12 protein-coding genes are annotated in these 19,764 nt (G+C 72.0%); 6 read left to right on the top strand and 6 right to left on the bottom strand.

Annotated features, from left to right (window positions below; translation table 11 throughout):
* Positions 1 to 59 precede the first annotated feature (59 nt).
* Entirely contained in the window at positions 60 to 1,193 is a 1,134-nt protein-coding gene (locus AB0G74_RS24735; RefSeq protein ID WP_361150062.1) for an acyl-CoA desaturase, read from the bottom strand.
* A 627-nt stretch (positions 1,194 to 1,820) separates the two neighbouring features.
* On the opposite strand from AB0G74_RS24735, the gene AB0G74_RS24730 reads away from it, so the two are divergent.
* The 6 genes from AB0G74_RS24730 (at position 1,821) to AB0G74_RS24705 (ending at position 12,041) form a co-directional block, all read left to right on the top strand.
* Positions 1,821 to 4,820, top strand: coding sequence for a DEAD/DEAH box helicase (locus AB0G74_RS24730; protein WP_361150059.1), 3,000 nt, complete (start codon positions 1,821 to 1,823; stop codon positions 4,818 to 4,820).
* An 80-nt stretch (positions 4,821 to 4,900) separates the two neighbouring features.
* Positions 4,901 to 6,244 (top strand): SWF or SNF family helicase, encoded by a 1,344-nt coding sequence (locus tag AB0G74_RS24725; protein WP_361150165.1) that lies wholly within the window; start codon positions 4,901 to 4,903, stop codon positions 6,242 to 6,244.
* A gap of 655 nt (positions 6,245 to 6,899) precedes the next feature.
* Positions 6,900 to 7,499: a peptidoglycan recognition family protein gene (locus AB0G74_RS24720; RefSeq protein WP_361150056.1), complete on the top strand. Its 600-nt coding sequence runs from the start codon at positions 6,900 to 6,902 to the stop codon at positions 7,497 to 7,499.
* Between the two features lie 246 nt (positions 7,500 to 7,745).
* Complete coding sequence (locus AB0G74_RS24715; protein ID WP_361150054.1) at positions 7,746 to 8,999, top strand: GAF domain-containing protein; 1,254 nt, start codon at positions 7,746 to 7,748, stop codon at positions 8,997 to 8,999.
* Positions 9,000 to 9,117: 118 nt separating this feature from the next.
* Positions 9,118 to 10,641 carry an aldehyde dehydrogenase family protein gene (locus tag AB0G74_RS24710; RefSeq protein WP_361150051.1) on the top strand — a complete coding sequence of 508 codons (1,524 nt, stop codon included), beginning with the start codon at positions 9,118 to 9,120 and terminating at the stop codon, positions 10,639 to 10,641.
* An 884-nt stretch (positions 10,642 to 11,525) separates the two neighbouring features.
* Positions 11,526 to 12,041 carry a DUF4145 domain-containing protein gene (locus tag AB0G74_RS24705; protein ID WP_361150049.1) on the top strand — a complete coding sequence of 172 codons (516 nt, stop codon included), beginning with the start codon at positions 11,526 to 11,528 and terminating at the stop codon, positions 12,039 to 12,041.
* Positions 12,042 to 12,160: 119 nt separating this feature from the next.
* Here AB0G74_RS24705 and AB0G74_RS24700 read toward each other — a convergent pair whose 3' ends face one another.
* The 5 genes from AB0G74_RS24700 to AB0G74_RS24680 all read right to left on the bottom strand — a co-directional run bounded on the left by AB0G74_RS24700 (position 12,161) and on the right by AB0G74_RS24680 (position 18,858).
* Entirely contained in the window at positions 12,161 to 12,475 is a 315-nt protein-coding gene (locus tag AB0G74_RS24700; RefSeq protein ID WP_361150047.1) for a hypothetical protein, read from the bottom strand.
* Between the two features lie 799 nt (positions 12,476 to 13,274).
* Positions 13,275 to 13,964 (bottom strand): type 1 glutamine amidotransferase domain-containing protein, encoded by a 690-nt coding sequence (locus AB0G74_RS24695; protein ID WP_361150044.1) that lies wholly within the window; start codon positions 13,962 to 13,964, stop codon positions 13,275 to 13,277.
* A 315-nt stretch (positions 13,965 to 14,279) separates the two neighbouring features.
* Entirely contained in the window at positions 14,280 to 15,998 is a 1,719-nt protein-coding gene (locus AB0G74_RS24690; protein WP_361150042.1) for a hypothetical protein, read from the bottom strand.
* A gap of 452 nt (positions 15,999 to 16,450) precedes the next feature.
* Positions 16,451 to 16,777: a thioredoxin domain-containing protein gene (locus tag AB0G74_RS24685; RefSeq protein ID WP_361150040.1), complete on the bottom strand. Its 327-nt coding sequence runs from the start codon at positions 16,775 to 16,777 to the stop codon at positions 16,451 to 16,453.
* Positions 16,778 to 16,896: 119 nt separating this feature from the next.
* The gene (locus AB0G74_RS24680) at positions 16,897 to 18,858 is read right to left on the bottom strand and encodes an alkyl sulfatase dimerization domain-containing protein (protein WP_361150037.1); all 1,962 of its coding nucleotides are present in this window, start codon (positions 18,856 to 18,858) and stop codon (positions 16,897 to 16,899) included.
* Between the last annotated feature and the right edge of the window lie 906 nt (positions 18,859 to 19,764).

The raw sequence follows: 19,764 nt of genomic DNA, 5'->3' as shown, positions 1-19,764 counted from the left end.
CTCGTGCGGCCTCGGCCGCTCCTGTCCGGTGGAACGTGCGGACCCGTGCCGCAGTTCCACTATCCGTCCGTCCGCAGCGGTTCGCCGACCTCGTGCATATGGGAGAGCGCCCGGCGGTACGACTCGATCAGCCCGGTCTCGGTGTACGGCAGGGAGAGCGCCCGGCAGTGGGCCCGTACCAGCGGCTGGGCCAGCCGCAGATGCGGCCTGGGCATGCTCGGGAAGAGGTGGTGCTCGATCTGGTAGTTCAAGCCGCCCAGCAGCCAGTCGGTGACCGCTCCGCCCCGGACGTTGCGGGAGGTCAGCACCTGGCGGCGCAGATGCCCCAGGCCCCGGCCGCTCTCCTCGTCGACCATTTCCATGCCCTTGTGGTTGGGGGCGAAGGCCATCCCGAGGTGGAGTCCGAGCACCATCTGGTGGACCAGGGCGAAGACGACGGCCCGGCCCACCGGCATGGTCGTCAGGAGCAGCGTCAGATACAGCGCCACATGGAGCAGGAGCAGGGCGCCCTCGACCCACCGGGCCCGGGCCGACCGGAACAGCCTGTTCCGCCCGAAGACCCCGCGGAAGCCGGAGATCTTGAGGGCGATCGCCTCCAGGGTGGTCAGCGGGAAGAAGAGCCATGCCTGGCGCCGGGTGAGCCAACCCCGGAAGCCTCCGCGCTCCACGGCCTGCTCCTGGGTGAAGACGAGGACGTCGGCGGCGACATCGGGATCCTTGTCGATGTGATTGGGGTTGGCGTGGTGGCGGTTGTGCTTGTCGTTCCACCACTCCTGGCTCACCCCGAGCAGCACATTGGCGTGCAGCAGCTGGATCAGCCGGCCGGTCCCCCGGTCGGCGGTGATCTGGGAGTGGCCCGCGTCGTGGGCGACGAAGGCGGCACGGGCACAGAGCAGGGAGAGCGCCGGGGCGAGCGGGAGCACCCACCAGGAGCCGCCGGTCAGCGCCATTCCGGTGATCACCGCGGCGATACCGAGCAGGTTGACCGCGATCCCGCGGACGTACCAGCCCGTCCGGTGCTCCAGGAGCCCCTGCTCCCGCACGACGCGGAGGAGGGGGGCGAAATCGCTGCCGGTGGAGCGGCGGGGGCCGTCGGACCCCGGGTCCGTACCGGCCCGGCCACCGCCGGGCGGGGCCGGCCGGGCCGGGTCCGGGGGCGGCGGCGGGGTGGCGGCGACGGTGGCCTGGGACATGAGGCTCTCCGGTCTCGAAGGGTCGGCGGGGGTCGGGGCAGCAGTCGACGGTCACCGCGGGGCATCCCGGGACACGGGCCCCTGCGGTCACCTCGGGTAACAGCCGGTGCCGAGGTGACGGACGTCGTGGGTGTGACGGATGTGAAAGCCGTGCGGGCAAGGACGGACGAGGCAACGGGGCAGCAGGGCCGGAAGGACGCCGCGCAGGGCCCGGCCCGGCCCCGCCCGGATCGGTCGGGTCGGGTCGGGTCGGAGAAGAGGGAATCCGGCCGCTCGGTGCCGATACCGGAAACGTAGGCCCCGGGAAGGGCGGGGAACCATGACGCCATCCCCCGGCCTCCCACGGGGAAGCCCCCACCGCGGGGGTGTAGCCAGCGCCACCCCCGCCGAGATCCGTACACCCGAGCCGTTTGCCGCGTACGCCATCTCACCTGCACCGATGTCCATCGTCGGGACCCCGCGGCACCGCGCTCCGCCGGGGCCGCCGTCATCGACTGCGTCCACCTGCGCCACCCGCCTACGGAAGTGACGGACATCACGGCATCCAAGCCTCCGAACCGAGTGGCCGCGAAGTACAATCAACGACTCCATCCCTCGGTAGTCAAATTTGAGGAATCCGGAATCACTGTGCACAGATCCTCCGCGGCATCACCCTCACCGGCCGACGGATCCCGCCCGACGCCCGCCGCGTCCTCCGCCCGGCCCTCACCCTCGGCACCCTCATCACCTTCGGCCTCGCCCTCTTCTTCGCCTTCGCCCTCGGGGCTCGCGGTCGACCCCGCGCACTGCCGTGTCACTTTCCTCCCCGGTGATCCCGCGCGGACGGGGCGGTTCGCGTTCTGGCGGCCGGACGGCACCCCGCCGCCCCACTCCGCCGGAACCGTCGAGCCGGTCACCGTCGTGACGGACGACATCCGGCCGTGCGCCGTCGACGCGGTGACGCTCTCCGTCCGGGACGCCCTGCCGGTCCTGACCCGGGCCCGGACCAGCCCTGACGCCTCCCCTTCGGCCGCGTTCTGGGGCGCCGCCGCCGTCCTGGCCCTCCAGTTCACGGCCCGGGGACTGCTGTTGCCCGGTCTGAGCCCCACCGACCACGATGCCTGGCGGGCAGGCCCGCTGACCCCGGCCGACGCGGAGGCCGTCCGGGTGCTCGCCGCGTCGATGCCCCCGGCCGCGCACGCGATCCCGTTCGTTCCCGGCGGAGATGACGGCTCCGGCCCCCTGCTGCTGCCCGAGCCGGAGCGGCTGGTGCGGTCGTTCGCGGACGCGGTCGCGGACTCCCTGACCCGTACCCCCGCCGCGGCCGCGGCGCTGGGCGGACCCGCCTTCGCCGCCGACGAGCCCCGGCAGCTGCCGGGGGCCCGGGCCTGGGCTGCGGACATCGCGGCCGGTCACGACGCGGGGGTACGGCTGTCGTTGCGGGTGGAGACGGTCACCGCCGACGGCGCGGACCCGGAGGCGGAACCGGGCTTCCGGGCCGTGCTCCAGATCCACAGCGTCGCCGATCCGGCCGTGGTGCTCGACGCCGCCGACGTCTGGGCGGGCGGCGGTGACACGTCCTTCGGCCCGCGCGCCCGGATGGACGCCCTGCTGGCCCTGCGCCGGGCCGCCCGGTCCTGGGCGCCGCTGACCCCGCTACTGCACGCGGCGGTACCGGACGCGATCGACCTCGCCGACGAGGAGATCGCCGAACTGCTCGGTGACGCCGCGCGGGCCCTGGCGGCCGGTGGCGTCCAGGTCCACTGGCCCCGGCGGATGGCGCGCCGTCTGGTCGCGCGCGCCGTCGTCGGCCCCCCGGACGACGACGGCGACGGCGCGGGCGGCGGGGCCCGGGGCGACGACGAGTCAGGGCTGCCGTCGTTCCTCTCCGCCGACGCCCTGCTCTCCTTCGACTGGCGGTTCGCCGTCGGCGGGCAGTCGCTCACCCGGGCGGAACTGGACCGGCTCGCGCAGGCGGGCCGCCCCCTGGTCCGGCTGCGGGACCAGTGGGTCCTGGTCGACCCGGAGGAGGTACGCCGGGCCCGGCGCAGCCAGGACCGCAAGGTGACGCCGGTGGACGCGCTGGCGGCCGTACTGACCGGCTCGGCCGAGGTGGACGGCCGCCGGGTGGACGTGGACGCGTCGGGGTGGGTGGCCAGGCTGCGCGACCGACTGGCCGACCCGGAGGGCGGGGAGCCGGAGATCGCGGCTCCCGCCGCACTCGCCGCGACGCTCCGCGACTACCAGTTGCGCGGGCTGAACTGGCTGCACCGGATGACGTCCCTCGGTCTCGGCGGCTGTCTCGCCGACGACATGGGGCTCGGCAAGACCATCACCCTGATCTCCCTCCATCTCCACCGGCAGACCGATCCGTCGGCCGCCGGTCCCACCCTCGTGATCTGTCCGACGTCGCTGATGGGCAACTGGCAGCGGGAAATCGAGAGGTTCGCGCCGGGGACTCCGGTCCGCCGGTTCCACGGCGCGGTCCGCGATCTCGACGGCCTCACCGGTGACGGCGGCGGCGCGGGTTTCGTGCTGACGACCTACGGCACGATGCGCCTGGACGCCGAGCGGCTGGCGACGGTCACCTGGGGCATGGTCGTGGCCGACGAGGCCCAGCACGTCAAGAACCCGTACTCGGCGACCGCGCGGAGCCTGCGGACGATCGGCGCGAAGGCCCGGGTGGCCCTCACCGGCACCCCCGTCGAGAACAACCTCTCCGAGCTGTGGGCGATCCTGGACTGGACGACCCCGGGGCTGCTGGGCCGGCTCGGCGGTTTCCGGAACCGCTACGCGCGGGCCGCCGAGGGCGGCGACCCGGCCGCGGCGGCCCGGCTCGCGGCCCTGGTCCGGCCGTTTCTGCTGCGGCGCCGCAAGTCGGATCCGGGGATCGCGCCGGAGCTGCCGCCGAAGACGGAGACCGACCGGGCGGTGTCGCTGACACCGGAACAGGCCGGACTCTACGAGGCCGTGGTGCGCGAGACGCTGGCCGCGATCGCCGACGCGGACGGCATGGAGCGGCGCGGTCTGGTGGTCAAGCTGCTGACCGCCCTGAAGCAGATCTGCAACCACCCGGCGCAGTATCTGCGGGAGGAGCGGCCGGTCGTACCGGGCCGGTCGGGAAAGCTCGAACTGCTGGACGAGCTGCTGGACACCATCCTCGCCGAGGAGGCGGGCGTCCTGGTCTTCACCCAGTACGTGGCCATGGCCCGGCTGCTGGCGGGCCATCTGACGGCCCGTGGCGTCCCGGTGCAGCTGTTGCACGGCGGTACGCCCGTACCGGAACGGGAGGCGATGGTCGCCCGGTTCCAGAACGGGGAGGTCCCGGTGTTCCTGCTGTCGCTGAAGGCCGCGGGCACCGGGCTGAACCTGACCCGGGCCGAGCATGTGGTGCATTACGACCGCTGGTGGAATCCGGCGGTCGAGGCGCAGGCCACGGACCGTGCGTACCGGATCGGCCAGACCCGTCCCGTACAGGTCCACCGGCTGATCGCGGAGGGCACCATCGAGGACCGGATCGCGGACATGCTGGTTCGCAAGCGGGAGCTGGCAGAGTCGGTGCTCGGCGCCGGGGAGGCCGCGCTGACCGAACTCACCGACGCCGAACTGGCGGATCTGGTGGAGCTGCGAGGAGGGGCCGACCGCTGATGTCCCCCATGGACGACACCTATGACGACATCTATGCCGACGAGGCCGACGGCCCGGACGGGAACCACGAGACCGACGAGATGACGGAGACCGGGTCGTACGACCACGGAGAGGGGGCGGCGCCCGGGGCGGAACGTACCTTCGCGGCGCTGCCGCCGGTGCGCGGCCGGGGCTTCGCCGAAAGCTGGTGGGGGCGTTCCTGGATCCGGGCACTGGAGGCCACGGCCCTCGACTCGGAGCAGCTGAAGAAGGGCCGCAGATACGCCCGGGACGGCTCGGTGGGCGCCGTTTCGGTGCGGCCCGGGCGGATCACCGCGGTGGTACGGGACCGGGACGGCACCCGGCACCGGGTGGACGTACTGCTCCAGGAGCTGGGCGACGGCGACTGGGACCGGTTCCTGGACACCGCGGTGGACCGGGCGGGCCATATCGCCGCCCTGCTGGACCGGGAGATGCCGCCGCATCTGGTGGAGGACGCGGCGACGGCGGGCGTGGAGCTGCTGCCGGGGACGGGCGACCTGGAGCCGGAGTGCGGCTGCGGTTCGTGGGATCTCTGTCCGCACGCCGCCGCCCTCTGCTACACGGTGGCGCGGCTGCTGGACCAGGATCCCTTTGTGCTGCTGCTGATGCGGGGACGGGCCGAGCGGCGGCTGCTGGACGAACTCCAGACCCGGAGTACGGCCCGGGCCGCGTCCGGGACCGCCGGTGGTACGCCCGACACCGGGCCCGCCGTCGCGGGGGTGCCAGCGGCGGAGGCATTCGCGGCCGGGGACATCCTGCCGCCGCTGCCCGCCGCGCCGCCGGTGCCGGACGAGCCGGGACTGCCGCCGTCCCTGGACACGGAGACGGATCCGGTGCCCGGGATCGACCCGGACGGGCTGGAGTTCCTCGCCGCGGACGCGGCCGTACGGGCGCGCCGGCTGCTGGTGGAGGCGCTGGCCGAGGGGCACGCGGACCGGCCCGTGGAGCCGGGGCCGTCGTTCGACGAGGACGCGGTACGGCTGGCGGCCGCCGTTCCCGGACCGGGGGCGGGGCCGGGCTCGGTGATCGCGGGCAGGCTGGCCGCCGCGACCGGGCGTACCCGGGCCGAACTGGAGCTGGCGGTACGGGCGTGGCGGACGGGCGGTCCGGTGGCGCTGGCCGTCCTGGGCGACGACTGGTCCCCGGACACCGGTGAGCTGGCGCGCGCGTCGGCGGCCCTGGACGGCGCCTGGGAATCGGCGGCGGGCCGCCCTCAGCTGCGGTCGGCGGGCCCGGGCCGGTGGACGGTCGTGGGCGCGGACGCGCAGTTGCGGTACGGGCCCGACGGGCGCTGGTGGCCGTACCGGAAGGAGCGGGCGCGCTGGGTTCCGGCGGGTCCGGCGGAGCGCGACCCCGAGGCGGCGCTCGCGGCGGCCGGTGCTCCGGCCGGGGACGGCGACTGAGCCCACCGCAGCGGTGGGGCTCGGGGTTCGGGGTCCGCGTGGATGGGGGAACGGGCTGACGGGCCGTGCGCGGCTCCCGGTCCCGGTCCTCTGGGGCCGCCGGGGTGCTTTTGCGCCGCTCGGCGGCCCGCGCGCGGGCGTACGACCGCGGGCGCCGGAACGGGGCGCGCTATCGACTCCGTCTCCGTGCGCGGGCGGAACGGGGCACGGGGCACGGGGCACGGGGCACGCCGGGGAGGGTACGCCGGTCCGCTGCCACTCCCGGCGTGCGCGGGTGGCGCGCACGTCTCCCCCACGCCCCTGCGGCACGGCGCGATCCGCCGGGGCATCCGCCCTGGCGACGCGTCAACTCCCCTGTGGACAGAGGTCGTTGCGCCGTACAAGGTGGCACCGGGCGTCTTCCGCGCGGACTCCGCCGGACGTACGGTGGATGCGCTCGGGCCGGACCGGCCGGGACCGGCCCAGTGCCTCCCGCCGGACCGGCCCGGGACCAGTCCGCTCATCGGCCCGTCGGGTGAGAGGCCCGTTCCGCCGTGTTCGTGACGGATGACACCCGATGGTGTCGGCCTGCGGGCGAACCGGCCGACGACACGAGATCCTCGGGGCGGCCCCGCGCCGTTCGGCGGCCACCCGCTTCCGCCCCTCAGGAGAGCCCATGGACCGTCGAGACCTGCTCCGGTCGGCCGCCGCGCTGACGGCCGCCGCCGCCGGTGCGCTGCCGTCGGCGGGTACCGCCCGCGCGGCGTCCGATCCCACCCGTGCCGCCGCCGTGGACCAGCCCGGCGCGGTGTGGCGCCCCGCCGCGGCCGTCAACTTCACGGCGTCGAGCCGCCCGTCGTCGTACCGGATCGACCGGGTGGTCGTCCATGTCGCGCAGGAGACCTTCGAGGACACGGTACGGATCTTCCAGGACCCGGCCCGGCGGGTTTCGGCGCATTACGTGGTCGGGTCGGCGGACGGCCGGATCGCCCAGTGCGTCCGGGAGCGGGACATCGGCTGGCACGCGGGCAACTGGTCGTACAACACCCGCAGTATCGGCATCGAGCACGAGGGCTGGATCGACCGGCCGGTCTGGTTCACCCACGCCCTGTACGAGCGGTCGGCGGCGCTGACCGCCGCGATCTGCGACCGCCACGGCATCCCCAAGGACCGGGAGCACATCATCGGCCACCACGAGGTGCCCGGGGCCACTCATACGGACCCGGGGCCGCACTGGGACTGGGTGCGGTACATCCGGCTGGTGAACTTCGCCTGACCCGTTCGCCCGACCCGGCCCTCCCCCACACCACTCACGCGCTTAGCACGCGCGAACGAATCGCCACTCGCACGAGTGATATCTCTTCGGCCGCGATCCGGTGTCGCGCCCGTGGCCTCCGGGTACGTCCCCCGGCACCGGGCCGCACCGAGCGGTGACGGCCGGTGAACGGATCGTTGCTGAGAGCGTGTCAGTGGCTTGTCGCACCCGCGCGGCTCGGTCACGATGGGTGTCTGGGAGGCCGAGTTGAGCGATTCATGGGTGGCCCTGGAACCCGGCACCGATCCCGGGAAGCGGATCGCCGAACTCCGCAGGGCGTACGACGCGTATCTGTCGGCGGGCCGGGTCGAGCGCCCGGTCCGGCCCGAGGTGGCCGATTCCTGGCGGCGTTCCGCCCGGGCCCGGGTTAGCCCGGAGGGCATGGTGGGCGTCGAACTGGCCGACGACGAGCTGATCGCCTATCGGGAAGGCCATCCCCTGGCCCGGGTGATGCCGCTGGTCCGCGAGCTGACCGAGCCGTACGCCAGGGACGGCGACCATCTGGTGGCGGTCTGCGACGCGGGCGGCCGGCTGCTCTGGGTCGACGGGCCGTCCGCCACCCGGGACCGGGCCGGGGCCATGGACTTCGTCCCCGGGGCCCGCTGGGCGGAGGCGGTCGCCGGGACGAACGCGCCGGGCACCGCGATCACGGTCGACCGGCCGGTGCAGGTCTTCGCGGCCGAGCACTTCTGCCGCCCCGTCCAGCAGTGGACCTGCGCCGCGGCCCCGGTCCACGACCCGGCGACCGGACGGGTGCTGGGGGCGGTCGACATCACCGGCGGTGACCGGCTGGCCCATCCGCACAGTCTGGCGTTCGTCACGGCGGTCGCCCGGGCCGCCGAGACCCAGCTGGCGCTGCTCGCCCCGCCCCCGGCGGCCGGAATCGTCCAGCTGTCGGCGCTCGGCCAGGACGAGGCGCTGCTGGTGGTGGAGGGGCGCAGGATCCGGCTGAGCCGACGGCACAGCGAGATCGTCGTCCTGCTCGCCGGCCGACCCGACGGCATCGGCGGGGACGAGCTGCTGACGGAGCTGTACGAGGACGAGTCGGTGACGCCCGTGACACTCCGGGCCGAACTCTCCCGGCTGCGCGGGATCCTGGGCCCCGAGCTGCTGCGCTCGCGCCCGTACCGGCTCGCGGCCCGGGTCGACTCCGACTTCGGGACCGTCGCCCGTCGGCTGGCGTCGGGCGCGGTCTCCGACGCCGTCAGCGCGTACACCGGACCGCTGCTGCCGTCCTCCCAGGCACCCGCGGTGGTACGGACCCGGCGCCGGCTGACGGACCAGCTGCGGGCGGCGCTGATCGCCCGGTCCGACCCGGGCCTGCTCGGGGACTGGGCGTACAGCCACTGGGGCGAGGACGATCTGACGGTCTGGCAGGCACTGGCGTCGGCACTCGACGGCCCCCGGCGGGCCGCGGCGCTCGCCCGGGTCCGGGAGATCGACCGGTGGCAGCGGGCCTGATCCGGGGGCGCGCGGCGGCGATCGGACGCGCCCCCGCAACAGCGTCGCAACCCCACCGCCGTTAGCCTCCCGGGGAACGCCGTCCAGCGGCGGGCGGCACCTCCCCGGGAGGCTGGGAATGCCCCGATACGCGAACCCCGGCAGCGATGGCTCGGTCGTCTCCTTACAGGCACGGTACGACCACTGGATCGGCGGGGAGTACGTCGCGCCCGCCCGGGGCGGCTACTTCGAGAATCCGAGCCCTGTCGACGGACGCCCCTACACCGAGGTGGCGCGGGGCACGGCCCAGGACGTCGAGCGGGCCCTCGACGCCGCCCACGCGGCGGCGCCCGCCTGGGGCGCGCGCCCGGCGGCCGACCGGGCGCGGATCCTGCTGCGGATCGCCGACCGGATGGAGGAGCGGCTGGAGGCGCTCGCGGTCGCCGAGAGCTGGGACAACGGCAAGCCGGTCCGGGAGACCCTGGCGGCCGACATCCCGCTGGCCATCGACCACTTCCGCTACTTCGCGGGCGCGCTGCGGGCCCAGGAGGGCTCACTCAGCCAGATCGACGACGACACGGTGGCGTACCACTTCCACGAACCGCTGGGCGTGGTGGCGCAGATCATCCCCTGGAACTTCCCCCTGCTGATGGCCGCCTGGAAACTGGCCCCGGCACTGGCGGCGGGCAACGCGGTCGTCCTCAAGCCCGCCGAGCAGACGCCCGTCTCGATCCACTTCTGGATGAGCCTGATCTCCGATCTGCTGCCGCCGGGCGTGGTGAACATCGTCAACGGCTTCGGCGAGGAAGCGGGCAAACCACTGGCCTCCAGCCCCCGGGTCGCCAAGATCGCCTTCACCGGGGAGACCAGCACGGGACGGCTGATCCTGCGGTACGCCGCCGAGCATCTGCGCCCGGTCACCCTGGAACTGGGCGGCAAGTCCCCCAACATCTTCTTCGACGACATCTGGGCCGTGGACGACGACCTCCGCGACAAGGCCCTCGAAGGCTTCACCATGTTCGCCCTCAACCAGGGCGAAGTCTGTACCTGCCCGTCCCGCGCCCTCGTCCAGCGGGGCCACTACGCGGACTTCCTCGACGCCGGCATCGCCCGTACCGAGAAGATCACCACCGGCCACCCCCTCGACACCGCCACCATGATCGGCGCCCAGGCGTCCGAGGAACAGCTCCGCAAGATCGTCTCCTATCTGGAGATCGGCCGCCAGGAGGGCGCCAAGGTCCTCACGGGCGGCGAGCCCGTGACGTACGACGGCGAACTCGCGGGCGGCTACTACGTCCAGCCGACCATCTTCGAGGGCGACAACCGGATGCGGATCTTCCAGGAGGAGATCTTCGGCCCGGTCGTAGCCGTCGCCTCCTTCTCCGACTTCGAGTCGGCGATCCGTACCGCCAACGACACGCTCTACGGCCTCGGCGCCGGGGTGTGGACCCGCGACATCAACACGGCCTACCGCGCGGGCCGCGCGATCCAGGCGGGCCGGGTCTGGACCAACTGCTACCACGCCTACCCCGCGCACGCGGCCTTCGGCGGCTACAAGCAATCGGGCTTCGGGCGCGAGACGCACCGGATGATGTTGGAGCACTACCAGCAGACGAAGAACCTCCTCGTGTCATACTCGGCGAAGAAGCTGGGCCTATTCTGAGCCGCAGGAAAGGGCGCCCGAACAGGGAGGTCCCTGCCGGGCGCCCTTCGCGATGCGCTTCTCCCCCTGTGCGCCATCTCCGACCAGCCGTTCCGGGGCTTCCGGGCCAATAGCCGGTCAACGACACCTCCGCGGCGCCCTCCCAGCGCCGCATGGAGTCCTCGGTAAACCGGTTGGTCACGCATCCCGGCCGGGAACTTTGCGCAGTGCCGGAAGAGCACCTGGATACCTGGTCGGCGCCATCGCCGCACTACGGAGAACCAAGTAAATCGGTGCACCCTCGTCGGAGCATATGCTCAGCCGAAGGCCGCCCCGCCGTCCGGCAAATGCCCAACCGGGGAACCAAGTCCGATGCCCACACATGATGGGGCCGGGCTGGCGGGCTGCACTCGTGGCCCTCAACTCATGCCTGGACGCCGGTTGGGCCGTAACCACCCCCGAGCAGACCAGGGAGGCTGCCGTTCTTCGGTGCTGGCGGCCCCGGTACCGACCCCATCACAAGGACTTTATGCGGTGGCTCTGACATCCGGACCAGACCTTGAAGAACAAGGCTGCTCCTGGCACACGTCGCAGGCGGCCGGGGTGCCGCCGATCGGACCGAGTGCGGCAGCCGGACGCCGACTGGAGCATCCCGCGGGGCGGGACCGACTCGCCGATGAGCGGCCTGGCCAAGCGATGTAGTGCGGTACGACTGAAGTGGTGCATCCCGATTCTTCGGCGGCATGGCAAGTACAGTCTGGGGCTGGTGTGGTCGCCTCACGCACATGACGATCTCCGGCAATGTGGTCCAGCTGCCCGATCAGGTCATCAGCGGCGAGGAGCACAAGAACTAGATGGCGGCCTTTCGGTGCGACAGCGAGCAGTGCGGGCGGCTCTCTCTCGGTGTGGCGACGATCTACCGGGCATCGAGTCAGCAGGCGGCACTTCAGACGGCATTGTCCGAGCACCGGAACCTGGGTTGGACACCCAGGCATGTGAGCCATCCATCGTTCCCCGATGTGCCTGATCAGATAGCCGAGACCGCCGCAGAGGCCCATGCCTGCCTCTCAGTTGACGCGCACCGGGGCGCGGTGGCTCTGGCGCGAGCAGTCGTGGAGGCTACCGCGAAGGAGAAAGGCATCATCAAGGGGTCGCTCGTGGCCAAGATTGACGCGCTTCACGCGGCTGGGCATATGCGGGAGATCACCCGGGAGGTGGCACACGAGATCCGTTTGGGCGGGAACGAGATTGCCCACGGTGACCTGGGGGCCGAGCCGATGCCAGCCGGGGACGCGCAGGCGATCGTACGCCTGATGGACGAGATCCTGCACGAGGTCTACCAGGGACCGGCAGCGATGCGGCAACTGAAGCAGAACCGTATCGATCGTGAGAAGCGGAACAGTGGCTCCCCGCTCGAGTAGCCCAGCCCGTCCGCACCGGCACGGCAGAGGCCCCACCGCGGTGTCAACGGCTCTGGCGGTGCGGGCAAGGGTCGGAGTCATGCCGAGATGGTGTCAAGAGGCGTCTGCGGAGCCGAGAGTCAGCTCAGCTGGGAGGCGATCTGCCGACGGGCAGCTCGCCAGATTGTCTCGAACTCCTCGGGGGCGAGTTCTTCGGGGTCGTGGCCTTCCCATTCCGAGACGGGAATCTCGGCCGTGATCCCGAACCTGCTGTCGTACTCATCGAGACGGCCCGCTTCACGGGCCTGCTCCCATTCGGCGAGGGAGGCGGCCGCGATCGGTATGAGCGCAGGTCCTTGGAGTTCGACTTGCCTGGCTACCCAGCCATCCGCGTCGACCTCGAAGTAGTACCAGGTGTCTTCCTCGTCCCAGTAGCAGCGCATCCATGTTGTCACCAGGACATGATGCCGGACGGTCACAGCGCGGCAGGCCGGACAGGCCGGCCGTGGGCTCAGGGTCGGCAGAGGAGCCGAACCACGCGGACTTCGACCCGGGCGTCGACGACGAGGTATCCGACCGTGATCCCCACCGGGGCCACGGCCGGTTTCCGCAGCGCGTCAGGCCCGGCAGGGCAGTCCAGCCACCGCAAACGGGTTCGCGGTGGGCGGAGCGCGCGGCACCGCTCAGGGGCAATGTCCGATCCGCGTACGCGCAGTGCCCCGCCGACCCCCCGGCTTGCCGCCCGGCCCCGGCGACATCCATGCCGCTCGTCTGCCCGCAGTTGGGGGCCGGGCTTTAGCTCCGCCCGTGATCTGCGGGACACGGCCCGACCGCGTCCCGCCTGGCAGAGGAGCCGCTCGCCGGGCCCCTGCCTCCCGGGTAGGAGTGGCAGCACACTGACCCTCTCCGCAGTCACAAGCAACCGGGGCCTGCGGTCGGGCAGTACGACAGGGCCGTCACATCGACGGCCCGTATCGCATAGAAGCGGAGTCGGAGGCGAGCCCCGCAGGACTCAGCGCTATTCGCTCAGGATGTGCAGGGCTGCCGCGGCAGCGTCCACGATCGCAGGCCACTGGGGCGAGTCGGTGTCCGACCGCCGTAGTGTGCGACCGGGGCAACCGGGGGCCACACTCGCGCGTCGTGGTGTCGGTCTCGGCCGTCCGGGTCCCGCGGGTGGCATGCAGGAATCGGCCGGCCGCGACTGCAAGTGCCGGTCAAAGGAGCGCGCCGGTCGTCCGGGTCAGCGCGCGGGTCTCACGCCCCGACCTCGTCGAGCAGCGCGACCAGGGCGTCGGCCGCGGGAGCCGAGGACGCCGGGTTCTGCCCGGTGATCAGGAGGCCGTCCCGCTGGACGTACGGCTGCCAGTCCGCGGCCTTCGAGTACGCCCCGCCGATCCTGACCAACTCGTCCTCGACCAGGAACGGGACGACGTCGGTGAGTTGGACGGCATCCTCCTCGGAGTTCGTGAACCCGGTGACCCGCTTGCCCGAGACCAGAGGAGTGCCGTCCTCGTCGACGACGTGCCGCAGGACGCCCGGGGCGTGGCACACCAGCGCCACCGGCCTGCCCGAGCGCAAGGTGGTCTCGATCAGCCGCACCGAGACCGGGTCCTCCGCCAAGTCCCAGAGGGGACCGTGACCACCGGGGTAGAAGACCGCGTCGAAGTCGCCGACCGAGACCGTGTCGAGGCGCACGGTGTGCGCCAGCGCCCCTGTCGCCTCCGGATCGGCCTCGAAGCGTCGGGTCAGGTCGGTCTGGAACTGGGGTTCGTTGCTCTTGGGGTCCAGCGGCGGCTGCCCGCCTCCGGGGGAGGCGAGCACGATCTGCGCACCGGACTCCTTGAACCGGTAGTACGGCGCTGCCAGCTCTTCCAGCCAGAACCCGGTCTTACGGCCGGTCTCTCCCAGCTCGTCGTGCGAGGTGAGGACGATCAGAATCTTCATGACGCGCTCCTGTGCGAGTGGACCAATATGGCTCGACGTCACCCGTACGGCTCGGCCAGGTGGGGTACACGGGTGCCGATCACCCATAGCCTCCCCCGCCGGGGCCATCCATAGGAGCAGCCGGACCAGAGCAATCGCGTGACAGTCAATCACCGCACGTCACCATCGGCCGCTCGACGGCGTGCCGCTCGGGCCGATATCGAGCTGGGCAGGTGCCCAGGAGGCTACCCGCAGCCGCGACCACGACCGCGAAGCGCCGCTACGGCGTGACTTCACGGCCTTCTCCAGTGCGGTACGGCACCGGACTGGGCGCCGTCAGTGCGTGGCTGCCGCGGTTGCCGCGACCACGGTGAGGATGCGGTGCAGGACCGGGAGGGGAATCGCCGGGTTGGCGACCGCGGCGCGTGCGGTGTCCCGGTCGTGGAGCAGTCCGGCCAGGACGCGGGCCGGTAGCCGCGGATTGCGCACCGCGGCGCCGCGGACGTGGGCTGCCGGGTCGTTGAGCAGCCGTACCGCGTCGGCTGGAGAGAGCCGTGGGTCCTCTGCCGCGCGGTGGCGTACCTCGGCTTCGGGGTCACGGGCCAGGTGTGCGACGTCGGACGGTGTCGAGTCCGGGTCGTCCAGGGCCAGGCGGCGCATTCGCCCGCTGGGGTCGGCGATGTGGTGCAGCAGTTGCGTACGGGGGAAGTTGGGGTGATTGCGGTGCCGGTCGGGGTGGCTGAGGCTGCCGTCCCACCAGCGCCAGACGTCCAGCAGCATGCCGGCTGGCGCGTCGTCGCACGATTCGGCGAGGAACAGTCGGACCACCTGGTCCTCGTCCCGCGCCAGGCGCGCCACGACATCCGGCGGGAGGTGCCGGGCTCGGGCCACACTGCGGCGGACCAGGGGGTGGGACGACGCGGCGAGACGGCGCATCGCGTCGGTGTCGCGGTGCAGGTCCTCGACCCAGGGCAGGGTGTGCGACATCGACGTCGGGTCGAAGTCGTGGCGCACCGCGGCGCGTTGCTCTTCGGTGAGGTCGGGGCGCAGCGCCACTGTGGAGCGGATGTCGTTCTGCGGGTCTTGTGCCAGTACGGCGACGCTGTCGGGGCCCAGGCCCGGGTTGGCGGCCAGCGTCCGACGCAATTCCGCGTCCCCGTCTCGGATGAGTTCCGCTTCGAGTTCGGGTGCGAGACGGCACCGTTCGAGCGCCCGTAGCTGGTCGGGCAGGGCGGTGAAGACCTCGCGGGGCATGGGGACGCCGGTGTGGTGGGCGAGCAGCGCAGCCGTTCGCACCGCGTGGTCGGTGTCGGCCAGCAGCCTCTCGCGCACCGGCGCGGCGAGGTCTTCCCACCGGGCGCAGGCCGCCGCCCGCACAAGCGGATTGGCGTCGGCGGCAAGGCCGGGGAGGTGCTGTGCGGGGAGTCCGGGGAGTTCGGCGGCTCGTGCGCGGGAGGGGCCGGTGAGGAGGTCGTCGTACAGGTTCTCGGGGAGTTCGGCGCCGCAGGCGTGGGCGCGCTCCGCCCAGAGCAGGCGTCGATTCGGCGACGGTTCGCCGCGGACCACGTGTGCCCACTGAGCGGGTGTGAGCCTGGGCCGGAAGGTGTCGGCGGCCATTGACCGAACCCGCGGATCGGGGTGCGTCACGGCGGCGTCGAGGACGGCGGGCCGGTCGCATGCGTGCAGGAAGTCCGCCGCCACGTCCAGCAGCCGGATCAGTAGTTCGTCCGTCGCGGCCAGATTCGACCCGATTCCCTCCGCCCAGTGCGAAGGCCACGCACGCCGGCCGGGCACCGCCGCCCACACTTCGGCGCGCTCCCTCTCGGTCTCGCGCCCGGCGGACGCGGCGGACTCCTCCAGCCGTTCCGGCAGTCGGTCGAGGGCCGTCACCCGGGGCCCGTCCGCGCCGGGCACCTCCGCCAGCAGCACCTGCCCGTCGAGGGAGAGCGCCACGAACCCCGGGTCGTCGGTCAACACCGGCACTCCGCCACCGGTGTGCCGAACCCGGGTCCACCAGGAGTCGTTGCCACCGATCCGGTGCCTGAGGACAGCCACCAGGAACTCACCGTTCTCATCGCAAAGACGGCGCCACCATGCGGCATCGAGAGCTTCCCGAGCCCCGCCACGCGGCGCCGCCACTCCCCGCGCGATCCGCCAACCCGCCTCCGGCGGGAACAGGCCGCCCGGGCGCACGTCCTCGACGACCGTGAGCCCGGCGCGTGCGAGTAGTCCGTGGAGTTCCTCTTGTCTCTGCACACGGTCATGATTCCCCACGGCGGCGCTATCGCCTGATCCCGATCGCCTCCAATCGCTGCCATTGCTACCCAGAGATGTCCCGGGTGGGCCTGCCGGTCCGAGATCCGGACCATTTCCGGGCCAACCTGACCGGGGCCACGGCGCCGGGGACCATGCTGGTGTACCGCGACCGGGGCGCAGAGGAAGCGTTTGTCGCCCGCTGGTGACGTCAGACAGCGGCCACCGCATGAGGATCACGAGCGACAACTCGCTCAGAGGTGGGGAGTGATGAGCCGGACCACGTCGTTCTTGCCGGCTGGTCCGATGAGGGTGCCGACGATCTTCCCGCCCTTGAAGACGTGCAGGGTGGGGATGGCGGTGACGTTGTGCTTCGGGGGTGTGTTCGGGCTGCGGTCGATGTCGAGGCGGGCGACGGTGAGCCGGTTCGCGTACTCCCTGGCGATGTCCACCAGGACCGGATCGAGGAACTTGCAGGGACCGCTCCATTCGGCTCGGAACACCGCGAGGACCGGTCCGGCGGTTTTGACCACCTTCGTCTCGAAGTCCGCGTCGGTGACATCGACGACGGTTCCGGTCAAGGGAATCACTCCTTCGCTGGGGCGGGGCGGCGGCGGAGGGCCCGACGCGGTGCCGCGGGTGTGCCGGGCGGGTTCGTCCGGCACACCCGCGGCTGGTGCCGCATCGCCGGAGACGGTGGTCAGGGGGTGGCGAGGCCGAACCAGTACTCGAAGGTCTCCAGCAGGCCGTTGAGGGTGTCGAGCGGGTCCAGGGTGCCGGTGACGACGGTGAGTTCGCCCTCGGTCTGGAGCCGGCCGGGTGTGGTCTGGGCGATGGCGAGAGCGTTGAGTCCGGCGCGGGTGATCGTGTAGGTGGCGTCCGCGGCCGCCGGGTCGGTCGGGCCCGGGGTGTAGACGAGGACGCCGTTGCGTACCCGGAGTGTGCAGTGGGTGGGGTCGCCGGCGATGCCTCCGGTGATCCTCAGGCCGATGGCGAGGGGGTGAGCGGCGGCCTCGGGGCCGTTGAGGCGGATGCCGAGGTAGTCGAAGAGCATCTCCAGGGGCATCGCCTCCAGCACCGGCTGGGTGATGATCTGCGGGGCGGGCAGATCGGGCGGCGTGCCGTCGGCCGGGCGGGTGCGCAGTTCGTGGGCGGCGGCGAGGTAGAAGTTGCGCCACGGGCCGCTCTCGGCCTGGTAGCCGAGTTGTTCGAGGACATCGGCTTCCAGCGCGCGGGCACCGGTGTGGGTGGGGTCGGCGAAGACCGCGTGGGAGAGGAGTTCGGCGGCCCACCGGTAGTCGTCCGCGCTCGTCGCGTTCTCGAACGCCTGCCGGGCCAGCCCCACCACCTTGGCCACCCCGCCGATCGCCTCGACGTACCGCGGGCCGGACTCCTCGGGCGGCAGCGGGTGCAGATGGGCCGCGTTCCCGTCGTACCAGCCCAGGTACCGCTGGTAGACGGCTTTCAGGTCATGGTTGACCGTGCCATAGTAGCCGCGGTTGAACCACTGCCCCGCCAGGCTCTCGGGAACGCTGCCGTCGAGGTCCTCGGCGATCTCCGTCATCGTGCGGCCCCGGTTCGCCAGCCGCAGCGCCTGGTCGTGCAGGAACCGGTACAGATCCGCCTGGCTGGTCAGGAACGACACGATCGCGTCCGGGGACTCGTCGGTGTTCCAGCGGGGCCAGAAGTGCGAGGCGAACAGCGTTGTCGACCGGTGCCCGTACCATTCCACCGACTCGTTGAGATACTGCGACCACCCCTTCGCGTCCCGCACCTGCGCGCCGCGCAGGCTGTAGAGGTTGTGCAGGGTCGGAGTGGCGTTCTCGGCCATGCACAGCGCCTGGACGTCGGGGAGGTAGAAGTTCAGCTCCGCCGGGGCCTCCGTCCCGGGGGTAAGCTGGAACTCCAGGTTGACCGGCCCGAAGGCGACGACATGACCGGGCTGGGCCACCTCGGGGGTGACGGTATAGGTCGGGGGCAGCAGACCCGGGACCCCTGAGGACATGGTCTTGCCCAGACCGGCGTCCACCTGCCCCTTCTCGGACCGCTCCAGCAGCGTGCCGTACATGAACAGTGCCCGGCGCAGCATCGCGTTCCCGGCGTAGACGTTCTCGCTGACCGAGTGCTCCAGGAACCCTTCCGGGGCGATGATGTCCACCCCGTCGGGCAGCCGCCGGCCCTCGAAAAGACCAAGCACCCCGCCGTAGTGGTCGAGATGCGAATGGGTGAAGATCACCGCACGGATCGTGCGGCGCGGGCCCCGGTGTTCCCGGTAGAGGTTCCAGGCGGCTGCCGCGCATTCCTCGCTGATCAGCGGGTCGACCACCACAACCTCGTGGGAGGCGCCGGTGGGGTCCTCCAGGAAGGAGATGTTCGACAGGTCCATCCCGCGCACCTGGTACACGGCGTCCGGGACGACCTCGAACAGTCCGGTCTTCATGTTCAGCAGCGCGTTGCGCCACAGACTCGGGTTGACCGTGTCCGGCGCTTCCCCCGTCAGGAACGCGTAGGGTGCCAGACTCCACGCGGGCACCGGGCTGCCCTGCTTGTCCACGGTGAAATCGGCCGGCAGCGCCGCGATGAGCCCCTGTCCGGCGAGCGCCGCCTCCGGGTCCTGATCATCCGGCGGCACCACCACCGCCGCGTTCAGATCCCTCGTCAACGATGTAGCAGGCTGGGGCTCCTCTGACGGCAGACCAGTCAACGCACTCTCCCTCCACCAGGCAGGGCACACCCCGGAAACGCAACGGAGCAGAACCCCCGCGAACAGACCCCGGAACCCTCCAGGGAACTCGAAAGTCACAGAAAGCGATCACTCGACTACGGAAGCATTCCACTTGCCGGTCACTCCCAAAAGGAGCGGAACGGGCCATCCGTCGCATTCAGGCGGCCTCAAGGGCGCCACACGGGGTTGCGGCCCGCGGACCGACTCGGCGGAGGGGTTCTTCCCGGGCGCCTGTGTTCATTCTTTCGCGTGAATCCCCGGCAGCCGCGGGCCCGGCGGCTGCCGCGCGGAGGTGGCCGGAAGCCGCCGGGGACCGATCGGTGCCCCTGATCCGTTGCCAGGGACCCGGCGCCCGGTCCGCCGGACCAGGCGGCTCCAAGGGGGTGCATGTGAGGGGCGCGTAAGCCGGGATGTCCCGCCCGAGCGCCGCCGGTTTGTTCCTGGTGAAGAAGGCGGTCCTCAAAAGCACCGGCTCGGACTTTAGGCCCTCTGCGAACAGAGACTACTCATTGTCATGTTCCGCACTTTCTCCAGGCCGTCCGGCCCGCACCGCACCGCCCTCAACCCCCTGCTCATCAACTGCGCCTGACCGCCACGCACATCCAGACACACCATCCGCTGGGGAGCGAACGAGATCCGGCCCGGTGTCACACCCGCCGCAGGCCCGCCGGGCATGTCGTCGAAACGGGGAAGAACGACGGGTACGCCCACCGTCGCCGCCCCTGGACCAGAGCTCCTGACGGCCGCCGTGCGCGGCCCGGGGCTTATCCCCGGGGGCGACGCCCAGGCGAAGGCGCCGCAGGGCGAGCAGATGATCAAGGAGACCGGCCAGCTCGGCCGGGC

Source organism: Streptomyces sp. NPDC020875, assembly GCF_040641415.1.
GTDB lineage: Bacteria > Actinomycetota > Actinomycetes > Streptomycetales > Streptomycetaceae > Streptomyces.
Note: the sequence above shows the minus strand (reverse complement) of the source record. Positions and strands in the feature narration are given on the sequence as shown.

Excerpts from the sequence above, each read along its gene's own strand:
- AB0G74_RS24735 (WP_361150062.1), bottom strand. The coding sequence starts at position 1,193 with ATGTCCCAGGCCACCGTCGCCGCCACCCCGCCGCCGCCCCCGGACCCG.
- AB0G74_RS24725 (WP_361150165.1), top strand. The coding sequence starts at position 4,901 with ATGACGGAGACCGGGTCGTACGACCACGGAGAGGGGGCGGCGCCCGGG.
- AB0G74_RS24720 (WP_361150056.1), top strand. The coding sequence starts at position 6,900 with ATGGACCGTCGAGACCTGCTCCGGTCGGCCGCCGCGCTGACGGCCGCC.
- AB0G74_RS24710 (WP_361150051.1), top strand. The coding sequence starts at position 9,118 with ATGCCCCGATACGCGAACCCCGGCAGCGATGGCTCGGTCGTCTCCTTA.
- AB0G74_RS24695 (WP_361150044.1), bottom strand. The coding sequence starts at position 13,964 with ATGAAGATTCTGATCGTCCTCACCTCGCACGACGAGCTGGGAGAGACC.